The organism is Rhizobium sophoriradicis (assembly GCF_003939025.1).
Lineage (GTDB): Bacteria > Pseudomonadota > Alphaproteobacteria > Rhizobiales > Rhizobiaceae > Rhizobium > Rhizobium sophoriradicis.
The window spans coordinates 207,721-232,387 of record NZ_RQIH01000004.1; the positions used below are offsets into that span (position 1 = coordinate 207,721).

Genomic DNA, 24,667 nt, shown 5'->3' on the forward strand with positions numbered 1-24,667 from the left:
ACGTACATACGTGGCGTATGCAAACGTGTAATCAAATGCACGCCGTATGTCAATTAACATACGGTGCGTATGAGAATGAATGGAGGACCTGTGCGCAGATCACGTAATGAAATGGTTGCCGAGACTCGGGCTAAGCTCTTGGCTGCAGGCAGAAGAGCATTTGGTGCCTCTGGTTACGCCGAAGCTTCCATGGACGACTTTACAGGTAAAGCCGGACTGACGCGCGGCGCTCTTTATCATCACTTCGGCGACAAGAAAGGACTGTTCGCGGCCGTTGTAGCCGAGATCGACAGCGAGATGACGGCCCGACTGTGCGAGATCTCTTCTATGGCATCGACGCGCTGGCAGGGCTTCGTGGATGAGAATATTGGTTACGTCCTAATGGCTCTGGAGCCGGAACTTCAGCGCATCATGTTTCGTGATGGGCCGGCCGTCCTCGGTGATCCATCGCAGTGGCCGAATGCAAACGGCTGCATCGCCGCGGTTGCCCAAAGTCTCGAGATCTTGAAACAAGAAGGGGTCATCGCCGATATCGACCCTGAAGCCGGTGCTCGCCTGATCAACGCCGCGAGCAGCAGTGCGGCGCAATGGATCGCTAATGCCGAAAATCCGGATGCCATCGCGAAGCGGGCTGTAGAGAGTTTTCGAACCTTTTTGGAAGGCCTGCGCGCCAATAAGTTTGACTAAGCCGACGCTGTCGAATCGTTGGTGCACGGCAACGAACCCGCTATCGCCCGTTCGCTGGCATTGATCACCAAGTCATCTTTCGAAGCGAAGGGTCGGCCGATCGCCTTATGGCGGATCGAGGCCGCGCCGTCGGTGCTGATGCGATCCAACAGCCGCCGCACCTGGCGCTCGCTCAGATCAAGCACATGCGCCGCAGGCACCAGCGTCATCCGGCCGGCGATCACCTTCGACAGAACCTCGATCCGCTGCAGGTCGCGCTCGCTCATCGCTATCAATCCCATCCACAAATCTCCGCCGTCATCGAAAACGGGGAGAGAGTGACATTCTTACTTTGCAGAATCAGGACATTCTAACTTTGCGGCTACAATTGCAAAGCGGCGTAATCTGTCTTATGGAACTAGAACGCGTTAAGCAAACGCAGCTGCATAACGCATTGAAAAATATTCGACAATATTGGTGCGTCTCCGCATCAACGCGCGAGCGTCAGCCAATCGCCGATGGTTGTCCCGAAACGTCGCATGGAACGTGTCGCGGGGATGGCCGGGTGCTCGGTTGCTATGGTCTTTCGGACCTCGCGCGGGCTGAGGCCGAATTCATGGCTGAAGGCGCGCGTGAAATTGGCTGCAACGTCGAAGCCGGCGGCCTCGGCAATCTCCGAGATCGGCCTGATGTCGGTTGGGTTGGTAAGGTCCGCATAGGCCTGCAGCAATCGACGTTTGCGAATGTAGTTGAAGACGCCCCCGCTTGTTTCGAACAATTGGTAGAGCCGCGTCCGCGAGATGCCCAGTGCACGGCACATGACGTCAGGCGTCAAACTATCTGAATGGAGATTGAGGTGAATATAGCGATGCGCCCGCTCCATCAGCCCCATATTGCTCTGTTCCTGACCGCGATCCAAACTTGTGGACGAGGCAGCGCATGCAACGACCATATCGCCGATCGTTCGTATGATCCGCGGCACCTCCTCCACCGTCAAATTGCTGAGGTTCGCTTCCAGGCCGTTGATGTAGCTGACGAGCAATTCGGCCAGGCTGCCGGAAAGGGCGATGTTGTTGGCGTTCTGCAGAAGAGAGGCATCACGGGTCAACAGTTCATAGGGCAGGAAGACGAGCACCGCGGCTGAATCGGTCATGCGCCCGCGGTAGGGATAACCAAGAGACCTGAAAAATATCTCACCCGGGCCGGTCTCTGTTACATGCCGATTGGCCTCGGTCCAGGCCCGGCCGCTGCGCAGTACGCCGACGTTCCAATGATCGATCGGGCTCGATCGCAGCATGGCCTGATCGCGAATATAGCTGCAGGCCTGCGTGCGCTGCTGGACGATGAGAATTTCGCCGAGATGCCAGCCGGTCTGTTCCGCAAGAAAACCGTCGTCCTCCGATTTTCCGTCCGGCAGATGAACGTCGACTAGCGGCGCCATGTGTGAGCGCCAGGACTGGAACTGTTCTTTCGGCGGCAGGTCTTGCGTCGAAAATCGCAAGGGCGCCAGTGCAGGCGGAACGTCCGCCCGATGTTCTTTCTGCGGGGACGGTTCGCGCGGCCAGCGTCGACGCTCCAGGTGGGCCGGCCATTCCTGTCCGGCAGCGGGCTTGTCTCCAGACTCCGTAGCCATCCACTCCTCCAGCACGTGCATAAGCTACTTATCATATTCCGTAACGAGCAGAAATGGACGGACCGATAATTTTCAGGATGCGGCGATAACGACAATTGCCTCCTGCTCCTGTATTTAAATTAGCAATGGTTAGTTCCGAAAGACGTTCGGAAATTCCAAAATTCTCACTTGCCGGTGCGATGTAGTTTCAGAGCACTGTCACCGTGAAACGACGCTAATCAAAACAAAATATGCAAGCAGAGGAGGATAGTCGTGAACTATCGGGACCATAATCGTGCGCGCTTTGCGCGAGCATCGTCAGGCGCCAGAAAACTCCCACCGGCAATCGTGCGGGTTCCCCTGCTCACCTTCATGCGAGACGCTGCTGAGGCCGGCATCGGCCAATGAGAGCGCGCGAAGGGTTGCGCGCAGCCGAGGTCATCTGTGTCAATGCGTAATGACCCGGCGTGCGCGCAACCCTAACCATATCCACTCACTGGTGAATTTTGTAACGCTGCCTTTCCAATGGCAGAACGGAGGCTAAGATGACCACCGCATGTGATGAGAAACAAATCGAAATGAAGCCGATTTCGAACTGCAGACGAGAAGTCGAAGTCGCGATGGTGGAAATGCTCGTCAGCTTGCAGAAACGTGGATGGTCGGCTGCGGAATTGGCATTGGAGCTTGCAGATGCCTCCGAAGATCTCGTCATGCTGATCGCGACCAAGAAGCTTCGACCGCATTAATGCATGTCGCCCGGAAGTGAGGGGCGGTTCCGGGCTAACTGATGCGCATCGCATGAAGCAAGTTTCATGCGATGCGCATTAGAAAAGCTCGCGGAATTATGCTGTTTCTGTCTCAATGAGAATGGCAGCAGTGTCGCGCCGCGCCGTGATTTCCATCACCCCATCCCGTCGGTCGCGGCGCCGCCGATGGCTTGACCATGTTTCCCTGCGCCGCATCGATGCGGTGCCAGACCTGCCGTCGGCGGCGTTTCATCCGGAGCTGAACCGTTTCTGCCGCAGCTTTACGACCATCACTTGTCTATAATTTTCGATGCGCTAAATTACAAGAATGAGTTGCATCCGTTTGTGCCGGCTCGATGGGGACGGATGGCTGCAAAGCGATACCTTCGGATGCCAACATGATCTGGAACCATCGCATCACGCGCATCGTTGTCGGCCTGCTGTTGCTGACACTCGTGGCGGTCGTCTCATTGCCGACGATTACCGGCTTTACCAGCCTTGATGGCACGGTGAATGCGCGGTTTGCTGTCGTTAATGCCCCGATCGACGGCACGATTGCGGAAGAACCCCTCAAGGCCGGCAGCCCGGTCAAAGCGGGACAAGCCCTCGCAGAAATCAGAAATACGCGTGTCAATCGCGCAATCCTCGCTTCGCTCGAGGCAGATCGCAACACGGCGCTTGACCGCGTCGCCGCCCTTAAAAAGGAACGGGAGGAACTCACCGCCCTACGCGAGGAATTGTCTGCCAGATTGGAAGTCTACAAGCAGACCACCATTGCCAATCTCGAACGCGAAGTCGAAATTCTCAGGAAAAAAGTCGAAGTGTCGCAAGCCCAGGATCTGGTCGCGCAGGTCGACCTGAGCCGCCGGGTGCAGCTCGAGTCTAAGGGCATTCTGACGCAGAGGCTGGTTGATGCCGCGCGTGCCGCCGGGGCTGCGACCGGCGGCGAGGTCGAAATCAGCAACTTGACTGTCGATCAATTGGAACAGAGGCTCAATGCGGTTCGCCAGGGTATCTTTGTCTTCGGCGACGGACAGAATGATGTGCCCTATTCGCGGCAGCGTGAGGACGAGGTTGTCGTTCGCATCAACGACTTGAACTCGCGCATAGCGGAAAATGAGACACGAGCGACCGAAGTTCAAAAACAGCTGGTCAAAGAGGCAGACCGTGTCAACAGCCTTGAATCCGCAACGGCAACCGCGCCGTTCGATGGCGTTGTCTGGACCAGGAGTATCGTCAGCGGTTCGAACGTCGTGCTGAATGACGAACTGATGCGCCTCCTCGATTGTCGAGAGCTGTTCGTGGATATCCTTGTTCCCGAGGTCAATTACGACGAGATCTACCCGGGACTTGTTGCGCAGGTGCGCTTGTTTGGCCGCAGCGATATCTTCAAGGGCACGGTCATTTCGGTCAGAGGCAATTCGGCTTCGGTCGAGGCCGATTCCTTTGCCGCCAGTTTGCCGCCGTCGACTCAACGCAATGCCCGCATTCGGGTTCGCCTCGATCCATCCTTCATGAACAACGACTTTGCCAACTCCTGCCAGGTGGGGCGCACAGTGCAGGTACGGTTTTCCAAACGCGGCATCAACCTATCCAACTGGGTCAAAAGCCTGTGGTTCAGTATCTTGTAGCGCTGGTTCCGACCTTTGTCGTTTTGGCCTTCTTTTTCCTGGGGCCGTTCAATTGGTCGCGCGATCACAGCTGGACAAGGGCGGTGACCTGCGCGTTCGTCGCAGCATTCGCATTGCGATACATGTTCTGGCGCTTGACGGAGACAGTGCTTCCCTATCCCAGTGACGGTCCGAGCATCTACTGGGTCTGGATCCTCTTCATCGTCGAGGTTCTGGCCTGCTTCGAAGTCATCCTTTTTCTTATATTGATGAGCCGCTATGTCGACCGGAGCGCCGAAGCGGACAGGCTGGGCCGTGTTTTCTTCGCGCGCGACAAGCGTGAGCTGCCGACCGTCGATGTTTTCATTCCCACCTATAACGAGCCGCTCGACGTGCTCGAGCGAACCATCATCGGTGCCCGCTCGCTGGATTATCCTGCCGACAAATTGAATGTGTATGTGCTTGACGATCAACGCCGCGACTGGCTGAAGGCCTATTGCGAGGAAAAGAACGTCATCCACGTCACGCGCGGCGACAACAGCCATGCCAAAGCAGGCAATATGAACAATGGGCTAAAGGTCAGCTCGGGCGAGTTTATTGCGATCTTCGACGCTGATTTTGTTCCCTATCGACATTTCCTTCGCCGGACGCTGCCCTTCTTTTCCGATGAAAGCATCGGCATCGTTCAGACACCTCAGCATTTCTTCAATGTCGATCCGGTGCAATCAAACCTCGGCCTGGAGAATATCTGGCCGGATGAGCAGCGCTTGTTCTTCGACGAGATCGCCCCCAGCCGAGACGCCTGGGACGTCAGTTTCTGCTGCGGGTCATGCTCGATCGCCCGCCGCAAGGCGATCGACGCAATAGGCGGATTTCCGACGGAGTCGATCACGGAAGACCTGCTGACCACTCTTTCGATGCTCAATAAGGGCTACAAGACCCGCTATCTGAACGAGCGGCTATCGATGGGACTGGCCGCCGAAAACCTGACCGGTTATTTTGTGCAGCGCGAACGGTGGTGTCAGGGGGGTATTCAAACCCTCTACCTGTACAACGGCCCGCTGCGCGGCCCGGGATTGACGCTCTTTCAACGGATCATGTTCCTGCCGGCATCATGGCTGGTGCAGTATCTGGTCCGCTTCACGATCTTGCTCGTCCCCATCGTCTATCTCTGGTTCGGCCTGCTTCCGCTCTATTTCACCGACGTAGCCGATTATGTCTCGCATCAGGTGCCGCTGCTGGCGGCGTATTTTCTGCTTATGCTGTGGATCACGCCGACGCGCTATCTGCCGGTGGTTTCCAGCGCCGTCGGGACCTTTGCGACATTCCGCATGTTGCCGACCGTGGTCTCCAGCCTCGTGAGACCGTTTGGCAAGCCGTTCAGGGTGACGCCAAAGGGCAGTGGCAACGAGGCGAACCATTTTGACCGCTACAGCTTCGCCTGGATCGCAAGCATAATGACGATCACCGTCCTCGGTCTGCTGCTCAACATCGTACCGGAAACGTCGCATGTACAAGGCCAGTTTTCGCCGGTTGCGGCCTGCTGGTCAGGGATCAATATCCTCGTCCTGCTCATCGCGTCGCTCATCTGCTTCGAGAAACCCCGGCGGCTGTTTCATGCGTTCAAGCTCGATGAACCCGCTGTCGTAGACGATGTCCCCGGCCAAATCGTCAGCCTGGCACTGGACAAGGCGGTCGTTGCAGTCCCCAGCATGGCCAGATTTCAATCCAAATCGGTGACGCTGAAATTCGCCGGCTTCGCCCCGATCCAAGCAGAGCTCCGACAGGTCACCCAACGACGGAGTAGCATCAGTCGCAGCGGCGACAAGCAAGCCTATTACCTGCACCTCTATTTCGAACTCAGCGGCGCAGCGCGCGACAGCATGATTATCAAGCTCTACACTGGCCGATATTCGCGGGACATTCGCGACATCGACAAGGTTGCCGTCTCTATCAATCTGCTGTTGCGGTCATTCGGGCGAACGCGCACGTTGTAGCGCGGCTCATGAGAGCGTTCGTCCTGTCTTTACTCAGCGCTTAGTCGCCTGGCCACATTCATAAGCGTGCTATCGCCGCCCCTTACGCCCAATAGGGAAAGCGAACCGTTTCCCGCGCAATTGGCAATTGGAAAGGCCAACTGTGGGCAGCCGCTAAGGCCCGAGAGACACAGAAGCTTGATACAGGCGGAACGAAATGCGGCAAGACTTTCCGGTTCGGCATCGCGATTTGGCGGGCTCATGGCCAAGGTCGGAAGAGCGAGGACTAGATTTTCGCCGAGCAATCGGTCGATCTCTTGGGAAAAGTGCTTGGCAATCGCACGCGCCTCGCGCACTTGCCCGTCGCCGAGGCGAGATCCTGACCAAAGGCGCGCGGCAATATCGGGCGCAATGGCCTCCGGGGCCTGCTCGAAGAGCGTTTTATTGCTTTCCCAGGCCTCACTTTGGAGAATGGTGGTGAACGCCAAAGCAAGATCCGCAAGGCTGAACGAGGAGATCGCACCTGTCCTGCGAATAGGCATGCCCGCCGATCTGAGGCTGGCGACCATTTTGTCGGCGACGCTGTTGTCGATGGTTTCGAAGATATCCTCGGCAATGACAATAGATTGGGGTTGGTCATTTGCCGCTGGCGTGCCGACGACGCTCATGACCTCGGACATTGCTTCCAGGCTTCTCGTCACGAAGCCCGGCGCATCGAAGCTTGGCGCCAGCGGACGCAATGCCTTGTCGTCGAGGCTTCCATGGGTCGGCCGCCAGCCGATGAGGCCATTGACGGCGGCAGGCAGCCGGATGGAGCCGGATGTGTCGGTTCCAAGGCCGATATCCGCAAGGTCAGCGGCGACCGCGACGGCTGAGCCCGACGACGATCCGCCGGGAATGAGGGTGGGATCGCGTGGATTGATCGGCATCCCGAAATGGATGTTGCCGCCGATCAGCGAATAGGCAAGCTCGTCCGTTTTGGTTTTGCCGACGAAACAGGCGCCGGCATCGAGAAGTTTCTGGACCAGGGGCGCCGTCAATGGCTTGATGCCGGAGGCGGCGAGCACCGCGGCACTACCGGCCGCGGTCGGATATCCGGCAACATCGAAAAGGTCCTTGACCGCCAGGCGCAAGTGGGAAAGCGGACCGGTTGCCGCGTGCCCGACATCTGCATCCGGATAGGGCATGAATGCATTCCACCGATCCTGCATTTGCCCCGGCTCCCTAAATCTTCAGATGCTGCAGCACACGAGCGCGGCTCTCTGGACGATTGAGGTTTTCGTCTTCGATTGCCCCGAGTTTGAGAATCGCCCAGCGGTCCGCCACCGAAAGGGCGAAATCCAGGTTCTGTTCGACCAGCAGGATGGTCGTGCCGCGTTTCTCGCGGTCGTCCCTCAACGCCTTGGCGATGTTCTGGACGACGGAGGGCTGCAGGCCTTCGGAGATTTCGTCGATCAGCAGCAGCTTTGGCTGCAGCATCAGCGCCCGGGCGAGGATCAGCATCTTCTGCTCCCCGCCCGAAAGCGTGCCGGCCTTCTGCGCCAGCCGGTCCTTCAGGAACGGGAAATAGCCGTAGACCCGCTCCAGGGCGGGTGCCAGATCCCGATCGCCTTTAAGCGCCAGGCGCAGATTGTCGCGGATCGAGAGATCCTGGAACAGCGGCAGTTCCTGAGGGGCATAGCCAATGCCGGAAGCGATCAGCTCGGCGGGCTTTCTGTCGGTGATAGGGGCACCATCGACCTCGATCTTGCCTTTGCCGACACGCAAGAAGCCGAGGATCGTCTTCAGCAGCGTGGTTTTGCCCATGCCGTTTTTCCCCATGAGGGTGAAGATCTCGCCGGGCCGGATGGCGAGCGACACGCCGTTGACGACATCGACCGCGCCATATCCGCTCGATACGCCGCTGAGCTTGAGTTTGAACGCCTCAGCCATGAGCGCCTCCTGCGTAGATGGTGCGAACCGTTTCGGAATTGACCACGTCATTCACCGTGCCGTCGAGAACGAGCTTGCCCTGGTGAAGGACCACGATGCGGCTCGATATTTCGCGCACGAAATCCAGATCGTGTTCGACCAGGATGGCGGCGAAACCCATCTGGTCCGTCAGCTTTTTGAGTATGGTGCCGATGGTCATGCGCTCGGTCTTGGTAAGACCCGCGGTCGGCTCGTCGAGAAGAATGATGCGTGGCTCCAGAGCGACGACCATCGCCAGTTCGAGAGCCTGCCTTTGACCATGCGACAGCAGCGAGACCGGCTTTTCCAGCATATCGGCCATGCCGGTCAGCGTCAGGATTTCGGCCGCCGCTGCCGGCAGCATGATCTCGGCAGCCGATCGCATCGGGTTGGGTGTCTCGCGGCTGAGACGCGCCATCTTCAGGCATTCGCCGACGGTCATGCTGTCGAAGATGCTGGCGACCTGGAATTTGCGGCCGACGCCGAGCGCGACGATCCGTTCGGGTGCACGACCGGCGATATTCGTGCCGATGATATCCACTTGACCTTCGATCTGCTCGGTACCGTCCGACAGACAACGCATCAGCGTGGTCTTGCCGGCGCCGTTCGGGCCGACCAGGCTGACCAGTTCTCCAGCGCCGATCTCAAGGTCGATGCCCTTGAGGACGGAGAGGCTGCCATAGGACTTGCCGAGACCGCGGATCGACAGAAGGCTTTTGCCTGCCGAGGCAGCCTCCTTGTTGACGATGCGGGTGGGTAAGGACGTCAGCGTGTTGCTGGAGTTTGCGGACTGCAGGAAACGTCTCACAAGCGAGGCTAGGCCGCCCGGCAAAAGGATGATCATGATGACGAAGAGCGCCCCGACGATCAGTTGCCAGAGGAAGGGCAGATCGCCCGAAAGACTGGCGCTCAGATAATCGATGCCGATTGCACCGAACAAGGGTCCGATAATCGTTCCCCGGCCACCGAGCGCCGTCCAGACGACGAGTTCGGTTCCGAAAACGAAACCGGTATTCTCTGGCGCGACGACACCGGATGCGTTGGCATAGAGGAAGCCCGCCAAGCCGCATACGCCGGCGAGAACGCCGGTCAGGACTATTTTCAACCGGGCCGGGTTCATGCCGAGATAGGCGACGCGGGCTTCGTTGTCGCGGATGGCGATGAGCAGACGGCCGGCGTCCGAGCGGACAAATACGATGGCAAGAGCGGCCAGCACCAGCAGGCAGGCGCCCGACAGGCGGAAATAGCCGGGAAGCCCGAGCGGGAGGGTTTCGTAACCGACAAGGCCGCTCGACGAACCGGTCCAGGTGCCGCCGGAAAAGACGAGTTGGGTGACGACGATCGGCACCACGAGCGAGACCACGGTGGCATAGAGCGGTGTCGATCCGTGATAGAACGACAGCCAGCCGACGGCGAGGCCAAGCAGGAGCGGAACGAAGATGGCGGCGGCAAGAGCGACGATGAAAAGCCCTGGGCTTGCGCCGATATGCGTGAGAACCATGGCCGTGGCATAGGCGCCGACGCCGAAAAATGCCGCCTGCCCGAAGGTGAGAACGCCCGTATAGCCCCAGAGCAAGTCGACGGTGATCGCCAGCATGGCGTAGATCATCGAACGCGTCAGTACGTTGAGGCTGAAGCGGCCGAGAAACATCGGTCCGAAGACGATCAGCAGGAGAGCTGCGAGCGCCAACGCCAGAAGCAGGACAAGCCGGAGTTTCGATCGATTAGGCACGGGCAAATCCTTTCGGACGTATGCGCAGTGTGACGGCGCAGAGGACGGCCACGGTGATGCCGCCGAGAATTGGACTGAGATAGATGCTGACGAGCACCTGAGCGGCCCCGAAGATGAGGCAGGCGGCGGCAAGCGCGGCAAAGGAAGAGCCTGCGACCATCACCAGCATGAAGGCGCCGGTCAGCCAGGCGACGCCCATATTGGGATCGACGCTGGTCAGCGGCGCGAGCAGCACGCCGGCAAGGGCCGCAAGGCCAGTGCCGATCATGAAGGTCGCGAGCCGCACTTTTTCGGTATCGATACCGAGTCCGCGCGCCAGCGTTTCGTTCATGATGACTGCCCGGGCTGAAAGACCAAGCCTTGTGCCATCGAGCAGCAAGGTGAAGCCGAGACCCAGGGCGAGCGCCGCGACGATGGCGAAAAGACGATAGGACGAGTAGCCGGTGCCGAGGAGATCGAAGGTGCCGGGCAAGAGCGCCGGCGTGAACTGCACGTCACGGCCAAACCAGAGCGTGATCAGCTGGCCGATGACGATGCCAAGGCCCCAGGTTGCAAGAATGGCATCGAGCGGGCGGCGATAGAGCGGCCGTACGATGAACCGTTCGGCAACACCGCCGAGGATCGCTCCGACCAGGAAGGCGAAGGGAATGGCAAGCCAAGGATTGAGGCCGAACCCGCTGACCACGACAGCGCAGTAAGCCCCGATCGTCAGCCATGCGCCATGCGCGAAATTGATGATCTTCAGCACGCCGAAGATCGCGAGCAGCCCGGCGGCAACGATGAAGAGAATGGCCGCAGTGCTGACGATATCGAGAAAGAGCGTCATTTCTAGAACTCCGATGCTGGAGGCGGGGCGCCTGCCCCGCCACGCTGGTTTCAGAGATTCGGGCACTGATCGCCGGGATCGACGTCCTTGAAGCTATCGACGACCGCTACGCTGCCGTCGTCCCTCACCTGCCCAAGATACATAGTCAGCGGCGCATGGTGCTGCTTGTTCATCGAGATCTTGCCGCGCGGACCGGTGAAGGAGACGTCGGGAAGGGCTTTGAGCACGTCCGCCGTATCGGTGCTGCCGGCCTTCTCGACGGCTGCCTTGTAAAGGTAGATCGCCTCATATTGCGGCACGGAAAGGTCGTTCGGCGTGCGCAGTTCCTTGCCGAACTTCTTTTCCATGGCCGAGAGAAAGGCCTTGTTCTCGGGGCTATCGATGCCGGTGACGTAGGATGCGGAGAGAAAGATGTCCTTGGCATCCGCGCCCATGCTCTTGGCGGTGCCTTCGTCGACCGCGAGATTGCCGTAAGGCAGGGTGACGCCAGATGAGCGCAGCTGCTTGGTCAAGGTCACGTTCGGTGCGCCGCCGGCCGTTGAGGTGATGATGGCATCGGCGCCGGAGGAGCGGACCTTGGAAATGATGGCCGTCCAGTCGCTGCCGTCCATCGGCAGATATTCTTCGCCGACGACCGCTCCGCCGGCTTTTTCGATATAGGCCTTGGCGAAGGTCAGCATGCCGCGCCCGAAGGCATAATCCGATCCGATCAGGAAGAACTTCTTTGCACCCTGTTTGCCGATGAAATTGTCGACGACAGGCGGCACCTGCTGTTCTGGAACCCAGGCATCGACGAAAAGATTGGCGTTGCAGGATTTGCCTTCGTAGAACGACGTGTAGATGTATGGCACGTCACCTTTGGAAACGATCGGCAGTCCGGCATTGCGCGCAGCGCTCGTCTCCATGGAGATGATGACGTTGACCTCCTTCTGGAAAACCAGGGAATCGAAGGCCTTTTGCGCGCCGGCAGCACCTGATGCGTCGTCGGCGATCTCGAGTTCCAATGGCCGACCGAGAACGCCGCCTTTGGCATTGATTTCTTCGACGGCGAGTTCCGCAGCCTGGACGACGGACGGCGCAACCACGCTGTTTGCGCCCGATAGCCCGACCGGCACGCCGATCTTGATCGGATCCTCGGCGAAAGCTGCCGTGGCGAATGCCGCGGATGCCAGTGTCAGGATGATGGTTTTCATTTGCATTTTTGTTCCCCTTTCTTGAGTGGGTCGATGTTACCCGTAGACATCGGCTCGGCGGTCGCCGAGCAGATGATTGAAGCTGTTGAGCGTGCGGGTCTCCGTCACGCGCGACAGATCGATTTGCGCAAGGAGGATTTCCTCGCGATCGGCGCTGGCCGGACCGGATATCGGCCAGCCTTGCGGGCCGACGATAAGGCTGCGGCCAATGAAGGACTGGCCGCGCTCGACGCCGATCCGGTCGGCGCAGGCGATGTAAAGACCATTGGTATGGGCGGCCGCCTTGTGCAGGATATTCGCCATCGGTTCGGCCGCACTTTCCGCACTCGCCATCGGCACCCAGTTGGTGGGCACGCAGACCAGTTCCGCGCCGGCCAGCGCCAACTCGCGAAATGTTTCCGGAAACCAGCCATCGTAGCAGATGGCGATGCCGATGCGGCCGAAGGGCAGGTCGAATACCGGCAGCCCAAGATCACCTTTTTCGAAGAGACGGTTTTCGTTGTTCCACAGATGGAGCTTGCGGTATTTGCCGATATATCCCTCGGGACCGCAGAGGAGAGCGCTGTTATAAAACCGGTCGCCATCCTGCTCGGCAATGCCGCTGACGAGGTAAAGGCCAAGCTCCTCGGCAAGGCGGCGGAGCGTCTCGGCACTCGGGCCGCCGGGCACCGGGCCGGCCAATGCGGCAACCTCTTCGCTGTCACGGAAGCTGTAGCCGCTATCGGCGAGTTCCGGCAGAACGACGATCTCCGCGCCCTTGGCCTTCGCCGCTCTCGCCAACCGCTCTATGGCCGCAAGATTATGGCCGCGATCACCGACGATCGGTTCGAACTGGACGGTTGCGACGGTTACCGTCCGCGCGGTTGAGGTCTTGAAGCTCAATCTAGTCTCCAAACGCAAAAAACCTCTGGCACGGAATTCAATCCGTGGACCAGAGGCTACATAGCCATGATGTGAATGCGGCAGCCCTGCCGCTGAGCAAACCCGCTCGTTATCTTTAGGCTTGCACGAAAGAATGTAACCGTCAAGCCGCTTTAGCAGGCATTTTCGAAGCGTTCAAATGCTGCTACTTAAGGCTGATTTTTTGCACCGATGGAAAGTCCGAGGCTTTTCATCGTGTCTTGCGCGGCAATGATGGATTCGGCGATCGTCGCCATCGGAACGCGCTTCGACGTCGCCTGATCGCGCAAGAGCTTGTAGGCCGCCTCCTCGTCGAGACCGTTCATGGCCCGCAGCGCTGAAACCGCTTTTTCCACAAGCCGACGGCTTTTCAACGTTTCCTCAAGTTTTTGCACCTTGCCGGCGAGCCGTTTTTCGTAGCTTTGGCGATAGCGTGCAAGCGCAAATTGCGTCAGGATGCCGAGTGGCCGCAGCGGTTTGCTGATCACGCCGTGAGCGTTGAGATCGATGATGGCCTGGAGGGCGGTCGGGCTCTCATATGTCACGATGGCGATGATTGCCGTCTGCTGGAGGTCGATGATCTCAAGCGCGTGCTCGACATGCACATCCTCGATATGCAGGAAGACGGTGTCTATGTCGGGAGGCAAGGATGGCGGAAGCGGCCAGGTCGCCCGGACCTCGCAGCCAAGGCGCTTGAGGTGAGCGATCAGCACGTTGCCGTCCTCGTCGCGCGGATGGACGACCAGAACGCGTGCGCGCCGCAGATCCTGAACGATCCTGCTCGGTCCTGCCATCTCAGGCCTCCAACCAAACGTCTTCGAACCGCGACGCCGTCAGATACGGATCCGGCCGGACGGGGCCGGGCGCCTGCCAGGCAATGTCGAAAAGCCCGTCGGCCCGCGCCACGCCGATGCGGGGATGCAGCCAGAGATGACGGGTATCGGTGTCGAAGTTGATCCGGCCCTCTGGAGCAAGAAAGTCTTCCAGGAGAATTTCTTCGGAAATCCGATGGGTATCGAGCGAGCCGGCCCGGGCAAGCGCACGGGCGAAGAGGTGAACTTGAGCATAGGCCGGCTGCGACCAGACGCTCGTGGTGAACTCCTGGCCGAAACGGGCTTTGAATGCGCTTACGAAGCGCTCATTCGCCTCGTTCTCGACCGTCTGGAAATACGTCGCCGAAAGAATATGACCGGTGCAAGCGTCGGCGCCGATCTCACGAATCTCGCTCTCGGCCATGGTCAGGCTGGCGATCGGAACCTTCTTGCGATCGATTCCGGCTTCGGCATACATGCGGTAAAAGCGCTGCGCAGGCCTGCCGACGATCGTCGAGAAAATGGCGTCGGGCTGAAGACGGACGATATCGGAAATAACCGAACGCAAGGTTTGTTCGTCGGCATGAAGAGGAAGGTATCGCTCGCTGACGACTTCGCCGCCCTTTGCTTCTACCACATCGCGCATCACCCGATTGGATTCGCGCGGATAAATATAATCCGCGCCGACGAAGAGGATCCGGCGTCCATGGTGGCGGAGAAGGTATTCTGCGAGCGCGAAAGTATTCTGATTGAGGGTGGCGCCGGTATACACCACATTCTCCGAATATTCGAAACCTTCATACATCGACGGATAAAACAGCAGTCCATTGTGCCGCTCGACGATCGGCAGCACGGCCTTCCGGCTGGCCGACATCGAGCCACCGAAAATGATGTTGACGTCATCGTCCGCCAGCAGGCGCCGTGCCAGATTGCGATAAGCGGTTTGGTCCCCGCCTGGATCATAGGCGATCGGGACAATGGGCTTGCCAAGCACGCCCCCGGCCGCATTGACTTCCTCGATCGCAAGCGCAGTGCCAAGAAAGTGCTCGGTTTCCGTGACTTCGCTAATTCCGCTTCTGGAAAACAGCACTCCCACCCGCCATTCGGAGCTTGTCATCTTTGCCTTTTCCGACATGTTGGAGGTTCGAAAGCGGTGAATGCCTCAGTTCCACGCCTTCGACTTCCATACCCTTAGTGCTTTTTAATGGGATGCTGCAAGCGGGTACCACGCAGGTTGCTGTTCCAATGGACGGAGACGGGACGACATCGGAATCCGGCCCGGAAATCGCGGTACAAATTTTGCTGAGTGCAACCCAACGAATGTCGGAAACCATCGACCCCTATCTATGGCCGCTCCCCATTCTCATACACCTGCATCAAATCCGGTATAGGCGAGCGGCGTTATGATGAAAAAGGGCAAGCTGCTCGTCGCCGGTATAGTTCGCCGTGATCACCTTGAAAGCGTCCATGATCTTGTCGTAGCTGCCGAACAGCTTGTCGACCGGGAAGTTCGAAGCGAACATGCACCTCTCGACACCGAACGTTGCAAGCGCCTCCTCCACATAGGGTCTGATGCTTTCGACCGTCCAGGTCCAGTCGCCCATTCCGAGGCCTGAGATTTTGCAGGCCACATTGGGTGCCTGCGCAAGCATGCGCATCCCACTTCGCCACCCCTCGAAATGGCTTGGGCCGTCAACCTGCATGCCTGTGTGGTTCAGGATGATCTGCACGTCGGGAAAATCGCGGGCGAGATCGAGAAATTCTTCCATCTGCCAGTAGTAGAGCTGAAGGTCGAAACTGAGATCCCGTCGGGCAAGTTCCTTGAAGCCCCTGCGCCATTCCGGCGTGCGGCTAACGCCAGCTTCGGTAAGATAGGTCTTGGCGGGATCCTGGTGATAGTTCATCGACTGCCGGATGCCGCGGAAGTTCGCGTACGACATGTGCTCGTCGAGCAGATCGGCGACGTCGGGCTTGCGGAGGTCCGCATATCCGACGATGCCGTGAGGAAAACCATGCTTGTCGGCCACGCCCTGCAGCCACCGCGTCTCACCGGCCGGATCCTCAGGATCGTATCCAACGTCAAGATGGACTGCCTTTACGAGGTTCTGATTTTTGGCGTCGGCCAGAAAGTCGTCGATGAGGTAGGTCTTGTTGATGGCGGTATAGTCGCCGAAGGCAGACGGTTTCACGCCGTCCGACAGCCACGGATAATAGTTGTTGTCGAGATCCCACAGATGAAAATGCGGATCGATGATCGGGAGGTCTTTCATGCCTGCGGCCCTTCAAGAGATTGCCGAAAAGGACGCCGGCCAGAACAGCCGGCGTCCGAACCACCTTAGTTGGCGGGCGGGAACACCCGTGCGATGACGGCCTTCGCTTCCGGCGCGTCGACCTTATCGGCCGTCACCAGCGGCATCACGAGAGCGAGGTCTTTCTTGACCGGCGCACCGGAAAGCGCGTTGAACACCTGCTGAGTCCCGTCGATTCCTTGTCCGACCGCCTCCTGGAAGAAGATGCCCTGGATCGCGTTCGACTTCAGCAGCGAGATCGTCGTCGGGCTGCCGTCTGCAACCGCAATGCCGACCTTGCCGGTAAGACCGCGGGTTTGAAGCACTTTCGCGGCACCTGTCCCGGCCTCATCATACATGCCGTAAATGGCCTTGATATCAGGATGGGCGGTGAGCATGTCATTGGCCTGCGTGACCGCCTCGTTGACGGTAAGCCCCCTGGTCTCCAGCATCTGCGCCAGATCGCAGCCGCTCGCCTTGAACGCCTCTTCCGCCCCCTTCAGATATTTCTGGGCATTCTCGCGATCCTGCGGCAATGAGAGCATGCCGACCTGGTTGCCGCCGCGGTCCTTGGCAAGCTTGCAGACGAATTCGCCCTGCGCCTTGCCGGTCTCGTAATTGTTTGCCGTAACCGACGACGTGTAGTCGGTCTGGCCGGGCTGCGGGCCGATGCCGGCGAACGCGATCGGGATGTTTTGCGATTTCAAGTAGGCGAGAAGCGGCGGCGTGCTCGTCGAGCTCACGGGGCCGATCACGATCGCATCGACGCCCTTGGTCACGGCGGTGCGGGCATTGTCCATCTGCTTGGCCGGCGAATTTTCCGACGTGTACTCGACATAGTCCATGCCGAGTTCCTTGGCCTTCTCCTTCACGCCGTAGCCGACCCACTGCCAGTAGGAGATGTCAAGCGACGGCGCCAGGTACGCCACGGTCTTCTTTTCCTCAGCTTGGGCGGCAGCCGAAAGTGAAAGGGCCACCATTGCAACGCCGGCAATCAACCTCACTGCGTGTTTCGTGCTTTTCATTTTCATTCCTCCTCCAAAGACCGGCTTTGCCGGGTTGATGTCAAACGGCCCCCCGCCGCGACTTGCTGAAGCGGTCGATGAGGACCGCGATGAGAATGGCGGCGCCGGTGACCGACCCCTGCCAGAAGCTGTTGATGCCGATGAGATTGACGCCGTTCTGGATGACGGTGATCATCAGAGCCCCCAGTACCGCGCCGACCGCGGTGCCCGTGCCGCCGAGCAGGCTTGCACCGCCGATTACGACCGCCGCTATGGCCTGGAGCATCAGGCTTGATCCCGCCGTGGATTCCGCGTTGAGAATGTAGGAGATCGTCAGGAGGCCGGAGAACGACGCGAGCAACGAAGACGCGACATAGGCCATGAATTTCGTGCGCTTGACCGGGATGCCGAGCAGATAGGCTGCCGTCGAACTGCTGCCGACGGCATAGAACCAGCGGCCCGCCACCATCTTCTTCAGGAACAGCTCGATCGCGATCAGGAGGATCACGCAGAAGAGGATGTAATTTGGAACGCCCGGTATCAGGCTGCCGCTGTTGAGGAGCCAGAAGTCCGGATCGCCAATCGGCATCGAGCGCCCGTTGGTAACGATGAAAGCGAGCGAGCCGGCAACGGCAAAGGTGATGAGGGTTACGACGAACGGCGCCAGGCCGGCGATCGTGACGAGGAAGCCGTTGATCGATCCGAAAACAAGTCCGACGACGAGACCGATCAGGCTTGCCGAGATTCCGCCAAATCCATTTGCCATCGCCTGCGCGGTCACCATGCCGGTCAAGGAGAAGACCGAGCCGACGGATAGGTCGATACCGCCGGTGATAACGACGAGCAGGACGCCCAGCGACATGATGATAAGAGGCGCACCGGCCTGCGTGATATTGGCGAAGTTGCCCCAGGTGAGCGCCTGGGGAACCTGCGAGCCGACCGCAAGGGCCAGCAGCACGATGGCCAGAGCGATCGCAATCTCGGTCCTGTAGGCGCTAAAAAGGCTTTCTCTCTGTCTGATTTGTTTTGCCGGCGCCTTAGTCGGCGCGATGTGTGCCCTGGTCCCAGTCATGCGGCCATTCCAGTCAAGGTAACAAGTTTCTCTTCACTGAAGTCATCGCGGTCCAGCACGCCGGCACACCGTCCCTCGGTGTCGAAGGCAATGACGCGGTCGCAGACTTCCAGCAGTTCGACATTTTCGGTGGACCACCAGATGATCACTGTCCCGGACGCGGCCATCTGTCTGATGAGTTGATAGATCTCACGCTTGGTTCCGATATCGACGCCTCTGGTCGGCTCCTCGAGGACCAGCAGCCGGGAGGGCACGCCCAGCCAGCGGGCAAGCAGCAGCTTCTGCTGGGTGCCACCGCTCAGCGTGCTCGGCAGATCCCAGACGGAACCGGCCTTCACCTTCAAGGCCTTCAGCAGATCGAGGCATTCGCCCCCTTCAGAGCCGCCGGCGAGGAGCGCGCCTCTGGTCACACGGCGAGACGCCATCACGTTATCGATGATCGGAAGACTGTGGAGGACGCCCTTGTGTGCCCGATCGCCGGTCACATATCCCGCTCCCAGGCGGGCGGCTTTGCGCGGCGATCGGAGCTGGTCCGGCCATCCCGCACGCGCAACCGTCCATCGCTTCTTCCGGGCGGCGCCTGTCAGCGCTTCGATCAGTGCCGCCGGTCCAGCCGGTGCGCCGGCCACGCCGAGCACGGTGCCCGGCAGCAGTTCCAGTCTGAAACCTGCCTCCTCGATGGCAATAGTGTCCGTCGCAGCGGAGGCGTCCGACCGGTAGTCGGGCCGCGGCGCCCGTTGCGGTGCATGAGAGGCTGCCACCTGCCCCATCCTTTCGATGATGCCGGCGTCCGTCAGCTCTTCCATCGGCTGGCGGTCGACCACTGTGCGGCCGTCGCGGATGATCGTGCAGACATTGGCGATCTGCCTGATCTCCTTCATTCGGTGCGAGACGAACACGACCGACAGACCGGTATCCCGGGTCAGCCGCCTCAGGACCGCAAACAGCCTCTCTGTCTCTAGAGCTGTGAGATTGGCAGTCGGCTCGTCGAGGAGGATCAATTCCGCACCCGATGAAAGAGCCCTGGCGATTTCAACCATCTGAGCTTCGTGGAGGCTGAGGCTCCCAACCAGGCTGTGTAAGGACCTGGCGGCAAAGTCCTGATCGATCATCCGCAGCGCGTCGTAGGCCTGTCCCGCTGCGGTCGTACGCCGAAACACGGCCGCACCTCTCCGGTGATGCGGCAGGATAATGTTTTCGGCGACAGTCAGATGCGGCAGGAGCGCAAGTTCCTGGTGCACGACCGCGACCTTCGCCCTGCCCTCGGCTTCGCTCCGTTCGCTGCCCTCGCTGTCGAAGAAGCGGATCTCTCCATCGTTGCGCGCGGCCGCGCCCGTGATGATCTTGATCATCGTCGACTTGCCGGCCCCGTTGCCGCCAAGCAACGCATGAACCTCCCCTCGCGCAACGGAGAAGTCGACGCCTTTGAGGACCGAGGTTGCACCGTAGGACTTTGTAAGTCCTCGGACGGTGATGATGTTCTTCGACGTTTCACTCATCGAACGCTCCTCAGTAGATCGTCAGCGCGGGCACGAAGCTGACTGCGAGGAGGAGGAGCATGGCCATGCCGAAATACGGCCATAGTTCGTTGGTCGTCGTTCCCAGCGGCGCCTTTGCGATCGACGACGAGATGAACAGGGTCGTGCCGATCGGCGGCGTGTAAAGCCCGATCCCGAGGTTGATCACCATCATCAGTCCAAGCTGGACCCGGTCGAGACCGATGGAATCGGCCAGAGGAACGAAGATCGGCCCGAGCAGGAGGATCGCCGGCGGCATATCGAGCGGCATGCCGACCACCAGCATGATCAGGTTCATCATCAGAATGATGACGATCGGACTGGAGATGTGCGTCGAAACCCATTCGGCCATGTGCTGCGGAGCCTGATCGAATGTCAGCACCCAGCCGACCGCCGCGCTGCCCATGATCACGAGCATGACGACGCCCGTCGCGACGCCCGCCTCCACCATGTTCTCGCAGAAGCGTTTCCAGGTCAGGTCACGGTAGAAGAGGATGCTGAGCAGCAGCGAGTAGACGACCGACAGGACCGAGACCTCTGTCGGCGTCGCCAGGCCGGATCGCAGAAAGACGATGATCAGGATCGGCAGCAGGATTGCCGGGAAACTTTGCACTGCCAGCCGCGCCAGTTCGCGCTTGCGGACCTTCACGGCCGCAATGGCATACCCTCGCCTTACTGACACGTACCAGCAGACGAACACGAAGCTCGCCGCCATGATCAGCCCCGGAACAATGCCGGAGATGAACAGGTCGCCAACGCTGACGCCGCTGATCAGAGCGTAAAGGATCATCGGAATCGAAGGCGGGATGAGGACGTCGATGACAGCGGAGGTCGCGTTGTTGGCGGCGCAGAGCGCCGGCGGAAACCCGTGCTTCTTCTGCCAGGGGATGAGAACGGAGCCGAGCGCGCTCGCATTCGCCACCGCCGAGCCGGATACGCCGCCGAACACGACCGAGGATACGACCGTGGTCGAGAGCGGCCCGCCCCGCCACCGCTGCATCGCGCGCGAGGCGAGTTCAAGGAGCTGACGCCCCAACTCGCCGCCAAGCATCAGCGTGCCTGCAAGCATGAAGAACGGAAGCGCCAGCATCGGGAAGGACTGGGTCTGGTCGTAGACCTGCTGGGCGACCACCGAGAGCGGAACGTAACCGTTGAACAGGACTCCAAGCCCCGCTGCAATGATCAGCCCATAGCCGACGGGAACGGCGAGGACCATGAGGATGCAGAAGGAAATGATCATGACGAGTGTCATAGCGCGATCTCCTCGGGCTTGATCTCGAGGCGGTGATCCCAGCCCAGGCGGAGAACGCGGACGGTCGCGGCGATGGTGACGATGGACACCAGCACCGCGCCGATCGACAGCGAGTAGTAGCCGATGCTGTTCGGAAGCTGCAGAACGGGGCTGCGCTCAGCCCCGGCGATCTCGGCCACCATGGTCGCCTGGTATGCCAGCACCAGAAATGCGACGACGCTGATCGCGTTCGCGACGATCAGGGCCGACGTCCGAGCACTGCCGTCGAGCTTTTCGTAGAGCCATTCGACGGCCATGTGCCCACCCGCATGGGCCGCGATGATGATCCCCGCGATGATGAACCAAGGGAACATCAGCATCGGCAGCTCCTGGGCGAACGACAGTCCCCCGCTCGCCGAAACGTATCGAGCCACGACGTTGGCCGTGGTGACCACCGTCAGCGCGATGCCGCTGACGATGATCACCAAACGGGCGAATAAGACGATGATACCGGCGACCAGATCGACGGCTGAATAAAACCTGCTCATGGGGCCTCCGGATCGTGAGAGGAGCCTCAGCCCCTCGCAGCCGCTTCCACCTGGGTGACAAAATCGCCGAAAGGCTTCTTCTTCCAGGTGTCCGCGACGGACGCGGTTGCCTTGACGAAAGCGTCGTGGTCGACGTCCACCACCTCGACGGCGGAGTTCTTCTTGAAGTTCTCGAGCACTTCAGCGGCCTTCTCGCTCGAGAGCTTCCGCTGCAGAGCACCCGCCTCCTTTGCCGCGGCCTTGACCGCCTCTAAATCAGACCCCAAGCGGGCCTCAGCGATCTTCGACATCAGGAACGGTGTGGATTCCCATTTGTGGGCGGTCAGGCTGATGTATTTGTTGACCTCGTGAAGTTTCGAGCTTTCGATATTGGCGAGCGGATTCTCCTGCCCGTCGACAACGCCCTGCTGCAGGGCGATGTAGAGCTCGCCGAAGGCGATTTGTTCAGTGCCTGCTCCCAATGCCTGGAAGATATCGATGGTCATCGGATCGGCCGGCGTCCTGATTTTCATGCCCGCCAGCTCAGCAGGCGAAGTCACCTTCCGCTTCGAGTTCGTCAGGTGCCGGATGCCGTTGTCCCACCAGTCGAGCGGTACGACTCCGACCGCTTCGAAGCGGCGGTTGAGCTCGGCGCCCACCGGACCGTTCAGGACAGCGACGGCCTTGTCGGTGTTTTCGAACAGGAACGGCAGGCCGAGCGCGCTGAGTTCCGGTACGATCGCCGAAGTTGCGCCCTGGCTGTTGGCGGTGAAATCCAGCGCGCCTGTCCTGAGACTGGTGAGCATCGCGGAGTCGCTGCCAAGCGTCTCGGCGCCTGCGACGTTGATCTGGATACGACCTTCGGTCTTCTCTTTGACGAGTTCCGCGAACTTATCCGCGGCCACGGTTCTGGGATTGCCGGGAGCGGCGCCATGGCCGAGCGTCAGGGTCGTGGCGGCAGCGCTGGCGGATCGGCTTGAAAGCACGATTGCCGGGGCCGCAAGCGCAGCAGTGGCGGTCGCCAGGAAAAATCTTCTGTTCATCTGCAAGCTCATTTCATCCTCCATCACAAGCTTGTTTAAACGGCCGGCGTCTCCTCAACCGGCCGACGTCGTCAGGTCGAGAGCCAGGCCTTGACCGCCTCCGTCACCTTGAGGGTCGACAGGCCGTATTGGTCATGGAGCGTTGGCAAGGCGCCCGCCTCCAGGAACTGGTCGGGTAGGCCGATCTGGCGGAAGGCCGGCGGTGCGACGCCGGCACGCAACAGCGTGCCGGCGACTGCCTCTCCAAGGCCGCCAATGAGAGTGTGGTTCTCCGCCACGACCACCAGCCGCCCACCTTTGCGGCACTCGGCGACGATCGTCGCCTCATCGAGCGGCTTTATGGTCGGGACGTGCAGGACGGCAGCGTCGACGCCGTCGTATCGAAGCTGTGCGGCAGCCTCGAGCGCGCGCATCGTCATCAGGCCCGACGAGATGATGAGCGTGTCCTTGCCATCCCGAAGGAGCTTGGCCTTGCCGAGTTCGAACTTGTAGCCGTATTCGTCCAGGACCAGTGGAACGTTGCCGCGCAGCAGGCGCATGTAGACCGGCCCCTTATGAGCGGCGATCGCCGGAACCGCCTGCTCAATCTCGCTGGCGTCGCACGGATCGACGATCGTCAGGTTCGGCATGCCGCGGAACATTGCGAGATCCTCAGTCGCCTGGTGGCTCGGCCCATATCCCGTCGTCAGGCCCGGAAGGGCGCAGACGATCTTCACATCAAGCATCTCCTCGGCAATCGCCAGGCAAATGAAGTCGTAGGCCCGCCGGGACGCGAAGACGGCGTATGTCGTCACCCAAGGCTGAAAGCCTTCGCGCGCCATGCCCGCCGCCGACATCATCAGCAGCTGTTCCGCCATGCCCATTTGGTAGAAGCGGTCGGGATGGGCAGCGCGGAACACATGAAGGTCGGTGTATTTCGCAAGGTCGGCGGACATGCCGACAACACGCTCGTCCTTCCGCGCCAGGGCGGCAAGCGCGTTGCCGAAGGGTGCCGGTCTCGTCGGCTGATCGGGACCGGCTATCGATGCGATCATCGCCGAAGTCGTGAGCCGGGGCTTGTCGATGCCGCTTTCAAGATGCGCAGGCCGGATGTACTTCGAACGCCTCATGCTTCCGCTCCCGCATCGATGATTCTGAGGGCCTCGGCCCATTCGTGGGGTTCCACGCGCAGGAAGTGGTTTCGATCGCGTGCCTCCAGGAAGGGCACTCCCTTCGCCATTTTCGTGTCGCAGATGATGATGCGAGGCTTCGCCTCGGCGTGGTGACGAGCTGCGTCGAACGCCTTTACGAGCGCATCGAGATCGTTGCCGTCGACCCGCTGGACGAACCAGCCGAAGGCCTCGAATTTGGGGCCGAGCGGTTCGAAATTGAGGACGCCGATCGAGGGCCCGTCGGCCTGCATCTGATTGACGTCGACGATGCCGATCAGATTGTCGAGCTTGTAGGAGCCAGCCGACATCGCGGCCTCCCAAGTGGAACCCTCGTCAAGTTCGCCGTCGGAAAACAGATTATAAACAAAGGAAGAGGACTTCTTCCGCTTCAGCGCCAAGGCCATGCCGACCGCGATCCCAAGTCCGTGTCCGAGCGATCCGCCGGTGATTTCCATGCCAGGCGTGTAGGCGGCCATGCCGGACATCGGCAGCCGGCTGTCATCCGTGCCGTAGGTTTCCAACTCGTCCTCGGGAATGATCTTGGCTTCGATCAGAGCTGCGTAAAGCGCGATCGCATAGTGGCCGATCGACAACAGGAACCTGTCGCGGCCTTCCCATTCCGGATCTTCCGGCCGGTAGTTCGTGGCGTGGAAGTAGGATACGGCAAGGACGTCGGCGACGCCGAGCGCCTGGGCGATGTAACCCTGCCCCTGCACTTCCCCCATGCGCAGTGCGTGACGGCGGATGCGCCGGGCGCGCTCTGTCAGGCTGATATTGTGGCCGATCTGGCTCATGTCGGTGTCTCTCCAGA

At 60.1% G+C, this 24,667-nt stretch carries 22 protein-coding genes and 1 pseudogene; 4 read left to right on the forward strand and 19 right to left on the reverse strand.

All coding sequences use genetic code 11. The annotated features are described in order from the left end of the window. Positions 1–90 precede the first annotated feature (90 nt). Positions 91–687: a TetR/AcrR family transcriptional regulator gene (locus EFR00_RS07945; RefSeq protein WP_077989629.1), complete on the forward strand. Its 597-nt coding sequence runs from the start codon at positions 91–93 to the stop codon at positions 685–687. 89 nt (positions 688–776) lie between these two features. On the opposite strand, the pseudogene EFR00_RS07950 reads toward EFR00_RS07945, so the two are convergent. Together EFR00_RS07950 and EFR00_RS07955 are read right to left on the reverse strand one after the other, a co-directional pair. Beyond that, positions 777–968: pseudogene (locus EFR00_RS07950) on the reverse strand (helix-turn-helix domain-containing protein); the annotation flags it as partial. 188 nt (positions 969–1,156) lie between these two features. Then, a complete protein-coding gene (locus EFR00_RS07955) occupies positions 1,157–2,299 on the reverse strand; it encodes an AraC family transcriptional regulator (protein ID WP_077989627.1) in 1,143 nt (380 codons plus the stop codon). Positions 2,300–2,823: 524 nt separating this feature from the next. On the opposite strand from EFR00_RS07955, the gene EFR00_RS07960 reads away from it, so the two are divergent. From EFR00_RS07960 to EFR00_RS07970, 3 genes are all read left to right on the forward strand, one after another. Beyond that, the gene (locus EFR00_RS07960) at positions 2,824–3,024 is read left to right on the forward strand and encodes a hypothetical protein (RefSeq protein ID WP_040111531.1); all 201 of its coding nucleotides are present in this window, start codon (positions 2,824–2,826) and stop codon (positions 3,022–3,024) included. Positions 3,025–3,422: 398 nt separating this feature from the next. Continuing rightward, positions 3,423–4,655 carry an HlyD family secretion protein gene (locus tag EFR00_RS07965; protein ID WP_077989626.1) on the forward strand — a complete coding sequence of 411 codons (1,233 nt, stop codon included), beginning with the start codon at positions 3,423–3,425 and terminating at the stop codon, positions 4,653–4,655. Continuing rightward, positions 4,637–6,631, forward strand: a complete 1,995-nt coding sequence (locus EFR00_RS07970) for a glycosyltransferase (RefSeq protein ID WP_077989625.1) — start codon at positions 4,637–4,639, stop codon at positions 6,629–6,631. Before EFR00_RS07965 ends, EFR00_RS07970 begins: the two co-directional genes overlap by 19 nt. Positions 6,632–6,660: 29 nt before the next feature. Here EFR00_RS07970 and EFR00_RS07975 read toward each other — a convergent pair whose 3' ends face one another. The 17 genes from EFR00_RS07975 to EFR00_RS08055 all read right to left on the reverse strand — a co-directional run bounded on the left by EFR00_RS07975 (position 6,661) and on the right by EFR00_RS08055 (position 24,650). After that, entirely contained in the window at positions 6,661–7,821 is a 1,161-nt protein-coding gene (locus EFR00_RS07975; protein ID WP_077989624.1) for an amidase family protein, read from the reverse strand. Positions 7,822–7,834: 13 nt separating this feature from the next. Then, positions 7,835–8,542 carry an ABC transporter ATP-binding protein gene (locus EFR00_RS07980; RefSeq protein WP_077989622.1) on the reverse strand — a complete coding sequence of 236 codons (708 nt, stop codon included), beginning with the start codon at positions 8,540–8,542 and terminating at the stop codon, positions 7,835–7,837. After that, on the reverse strand, positions 8,535–10,298 hold the full coding sequence (locus EFR00_RS07985) for a branched-chain amino acid ABC transporter ATP-binding protein/permease (protein ID WP_077989621.1): 1,764 nt from the start codon (positions 10,296–10,298) through the stop codon (positions 8,535–8,537). Before EFR00_RS07985 ends, EFR00_RS07980 begins: the two co-directional genes overlap by 8 nt. Next, the gene (locus EFR00_RS07990) at positions 10,285–11,118 is read right to left on the reverse strand and encodes a branched-chain amino acid ABC transporter permease (RefSeq protein ID WP_077989620.1); all 834 of its coding nucleotides are present in this window, start codon (positions 11,116–11,118) and stop codon (positions 10,285–10,287) included. The genes EFR00_RS07985 and EFR00_RS07990 overlap by 14 nt, the downstream gene beginning before the upstream one ends. A gap of 50 nt (positions 11,119–11,168) precedes the next feature. After that, a complete protein-coding gene (locus EFR00_RS07995) occupies positions 11,169–12,317 on the reverse strand; it encodes a substrate-binding protein (protein ID WP_077989619.1) in 1,149 nt (382 codons plus the stop codon). 30 nt (positions 12,318–12,347) lie between these two features. Then, entirely contained in the window at positions 12,348–13,193 is an 846-nt protein-coding gene (locus EFR00_RS08000; RefSeq protein ID WP_077989618.1) for a nitrilase family protein, read from the reverse strand. Between the two features lie 188 nt (positions 13,194–13,381). Then, positions 13,382–14,005 (reverse strand): ANTAR domain-containing response regulator, encoded by a 624-nt coding sequence (locus EFR00_RS08005; protein WP_077989617.1) that lies wholly within the window; start codon positions 14,003–14,005, stop codon positions 13,382–13,384. A 1-nt stretch (position 14,006) separates the two neighbouring features. Continuing rightward, on the reverse strand, positions 14,007–15,140 hold the full coding sequence (locus tag EFR00_RS08010) for a transporter substrate-binding domain-containing protein (protein ID WP_077989770.1): 1,134 nt from the start codon (positions 15,138–15,140) through the stop codon (positions 14,007–14,009). Positions 15,141–15,399: 259 nt separating this feature from the next. Then, the gene (locus EFR00_RS08015; protein WP_077989616.1) at positions 15,400–16,293 is read right to left on the reverse strand and encodes an amidohydrolase family protein; all 894 of its coding nucleotides are present in this window, start codon (positions 16,291–16,293) and stop codon (positions 15,400–15,402) included. Between the two features lie 65 nt (positions 16,294–16,358). Then, a complete protein-coding gene (locus EFR00_RS08020; RefSeq protein WP_040111660.1) occupies positions 16,359–17,336 on the reverse strand; it encodes a substrate-binding domain-containing protein in 978 nt (325 codons plus the stop codon). Positions 17,337–17,376: 40 nt separating this feature from the next. Beyond that, a complete protein-coding gene (locus EFR00_RS08025) occupies positions 17,377–18,387 on the reverse strand; it encodes an ABC transporter permease (RefSeq protein WP_077989615.1) in 1,011 nt (336 codons plus the stop codon). After that, positions 18,384–19,886: a sugar ABC transporter ATP-binding protein gene (locus EFR00_RS08030; protein WP_077989614.1), complete on the reverse strand. Its 1,503-nt coding sequence runs from the start codon at positions 19,884–19,886 to the stop codon at positions 18,384–18,386. Before EFR00_RS08030 ends, EFR00_RS08025 begins: the two co-directional genes overlap by 4 nt. A 10-nt stretch (positions 19,887–19,896) precedes the next feature. After that, positions 19,897–21,156 (reverse strand): TRAP transporter large permease subunit, encoded by a 1,260-nt coding sequence (locus EFR00_RS08035; RefSeq protein ID WP_077989613.1) that lies wholly within the window; start codon positions 21,154–21,156, stop codon positions 19,897–19,899. Beyond that, positions 21,153–21,683, reverse strand: a complete 531-nt coding sequence (locus EFR00_RS08040; RefSeq protein ID WP_077989612.1) for a TRAP transporter small permease — start codon at positions 21,681–21,683, stop codon at positions 21,153–21,155. The genes EFR00_RS08035 and EFR00_RS08040 overlap by 4 nt, the downstream gene beginning before the upstream one ends. 26 nt (positions 21,684–21,709) lie before the next feature. Beyond that, complete coding sequence (locus EFR00_RS08045) at positions 21,710–22,717, reverse strand: TRAP transporter substrate-binding protein (protein WP_077989611.1); 1,008 nt, start codon at positions 22,715–22,717, stop codon at positions 21,710–21,712. 59 nt (positions 22,718–22,776) lie between these two features. Further along, positions 22,777–23,814, reverse strand: coding sequence for a transketolase family protein (locus tag EFR00_RS08050; protein ID WP_077989610.1), 1,038 nt, complete (start codon positions 23,812–23,814; stop codon positions 22,777–22,779). Beyond that, the gene (locus EFR00_RS08055) at positions 23,811–24,650 is read right to left on the reverse strand and encodes a transketolase (RefSeq protein ID WP_077989609.1); all 840 of its coding nucleotides are present in this window, start codon (positions 24,648–24,650) and stop codon (positions 23,811–23,813) included. Before EFR00_RS08055 ends, EFR00_RS08050 begins: the two co-directional genes overlap by 4 nt. Positions 24,651–24,667 lie beyond the last annotated feature (17 nt).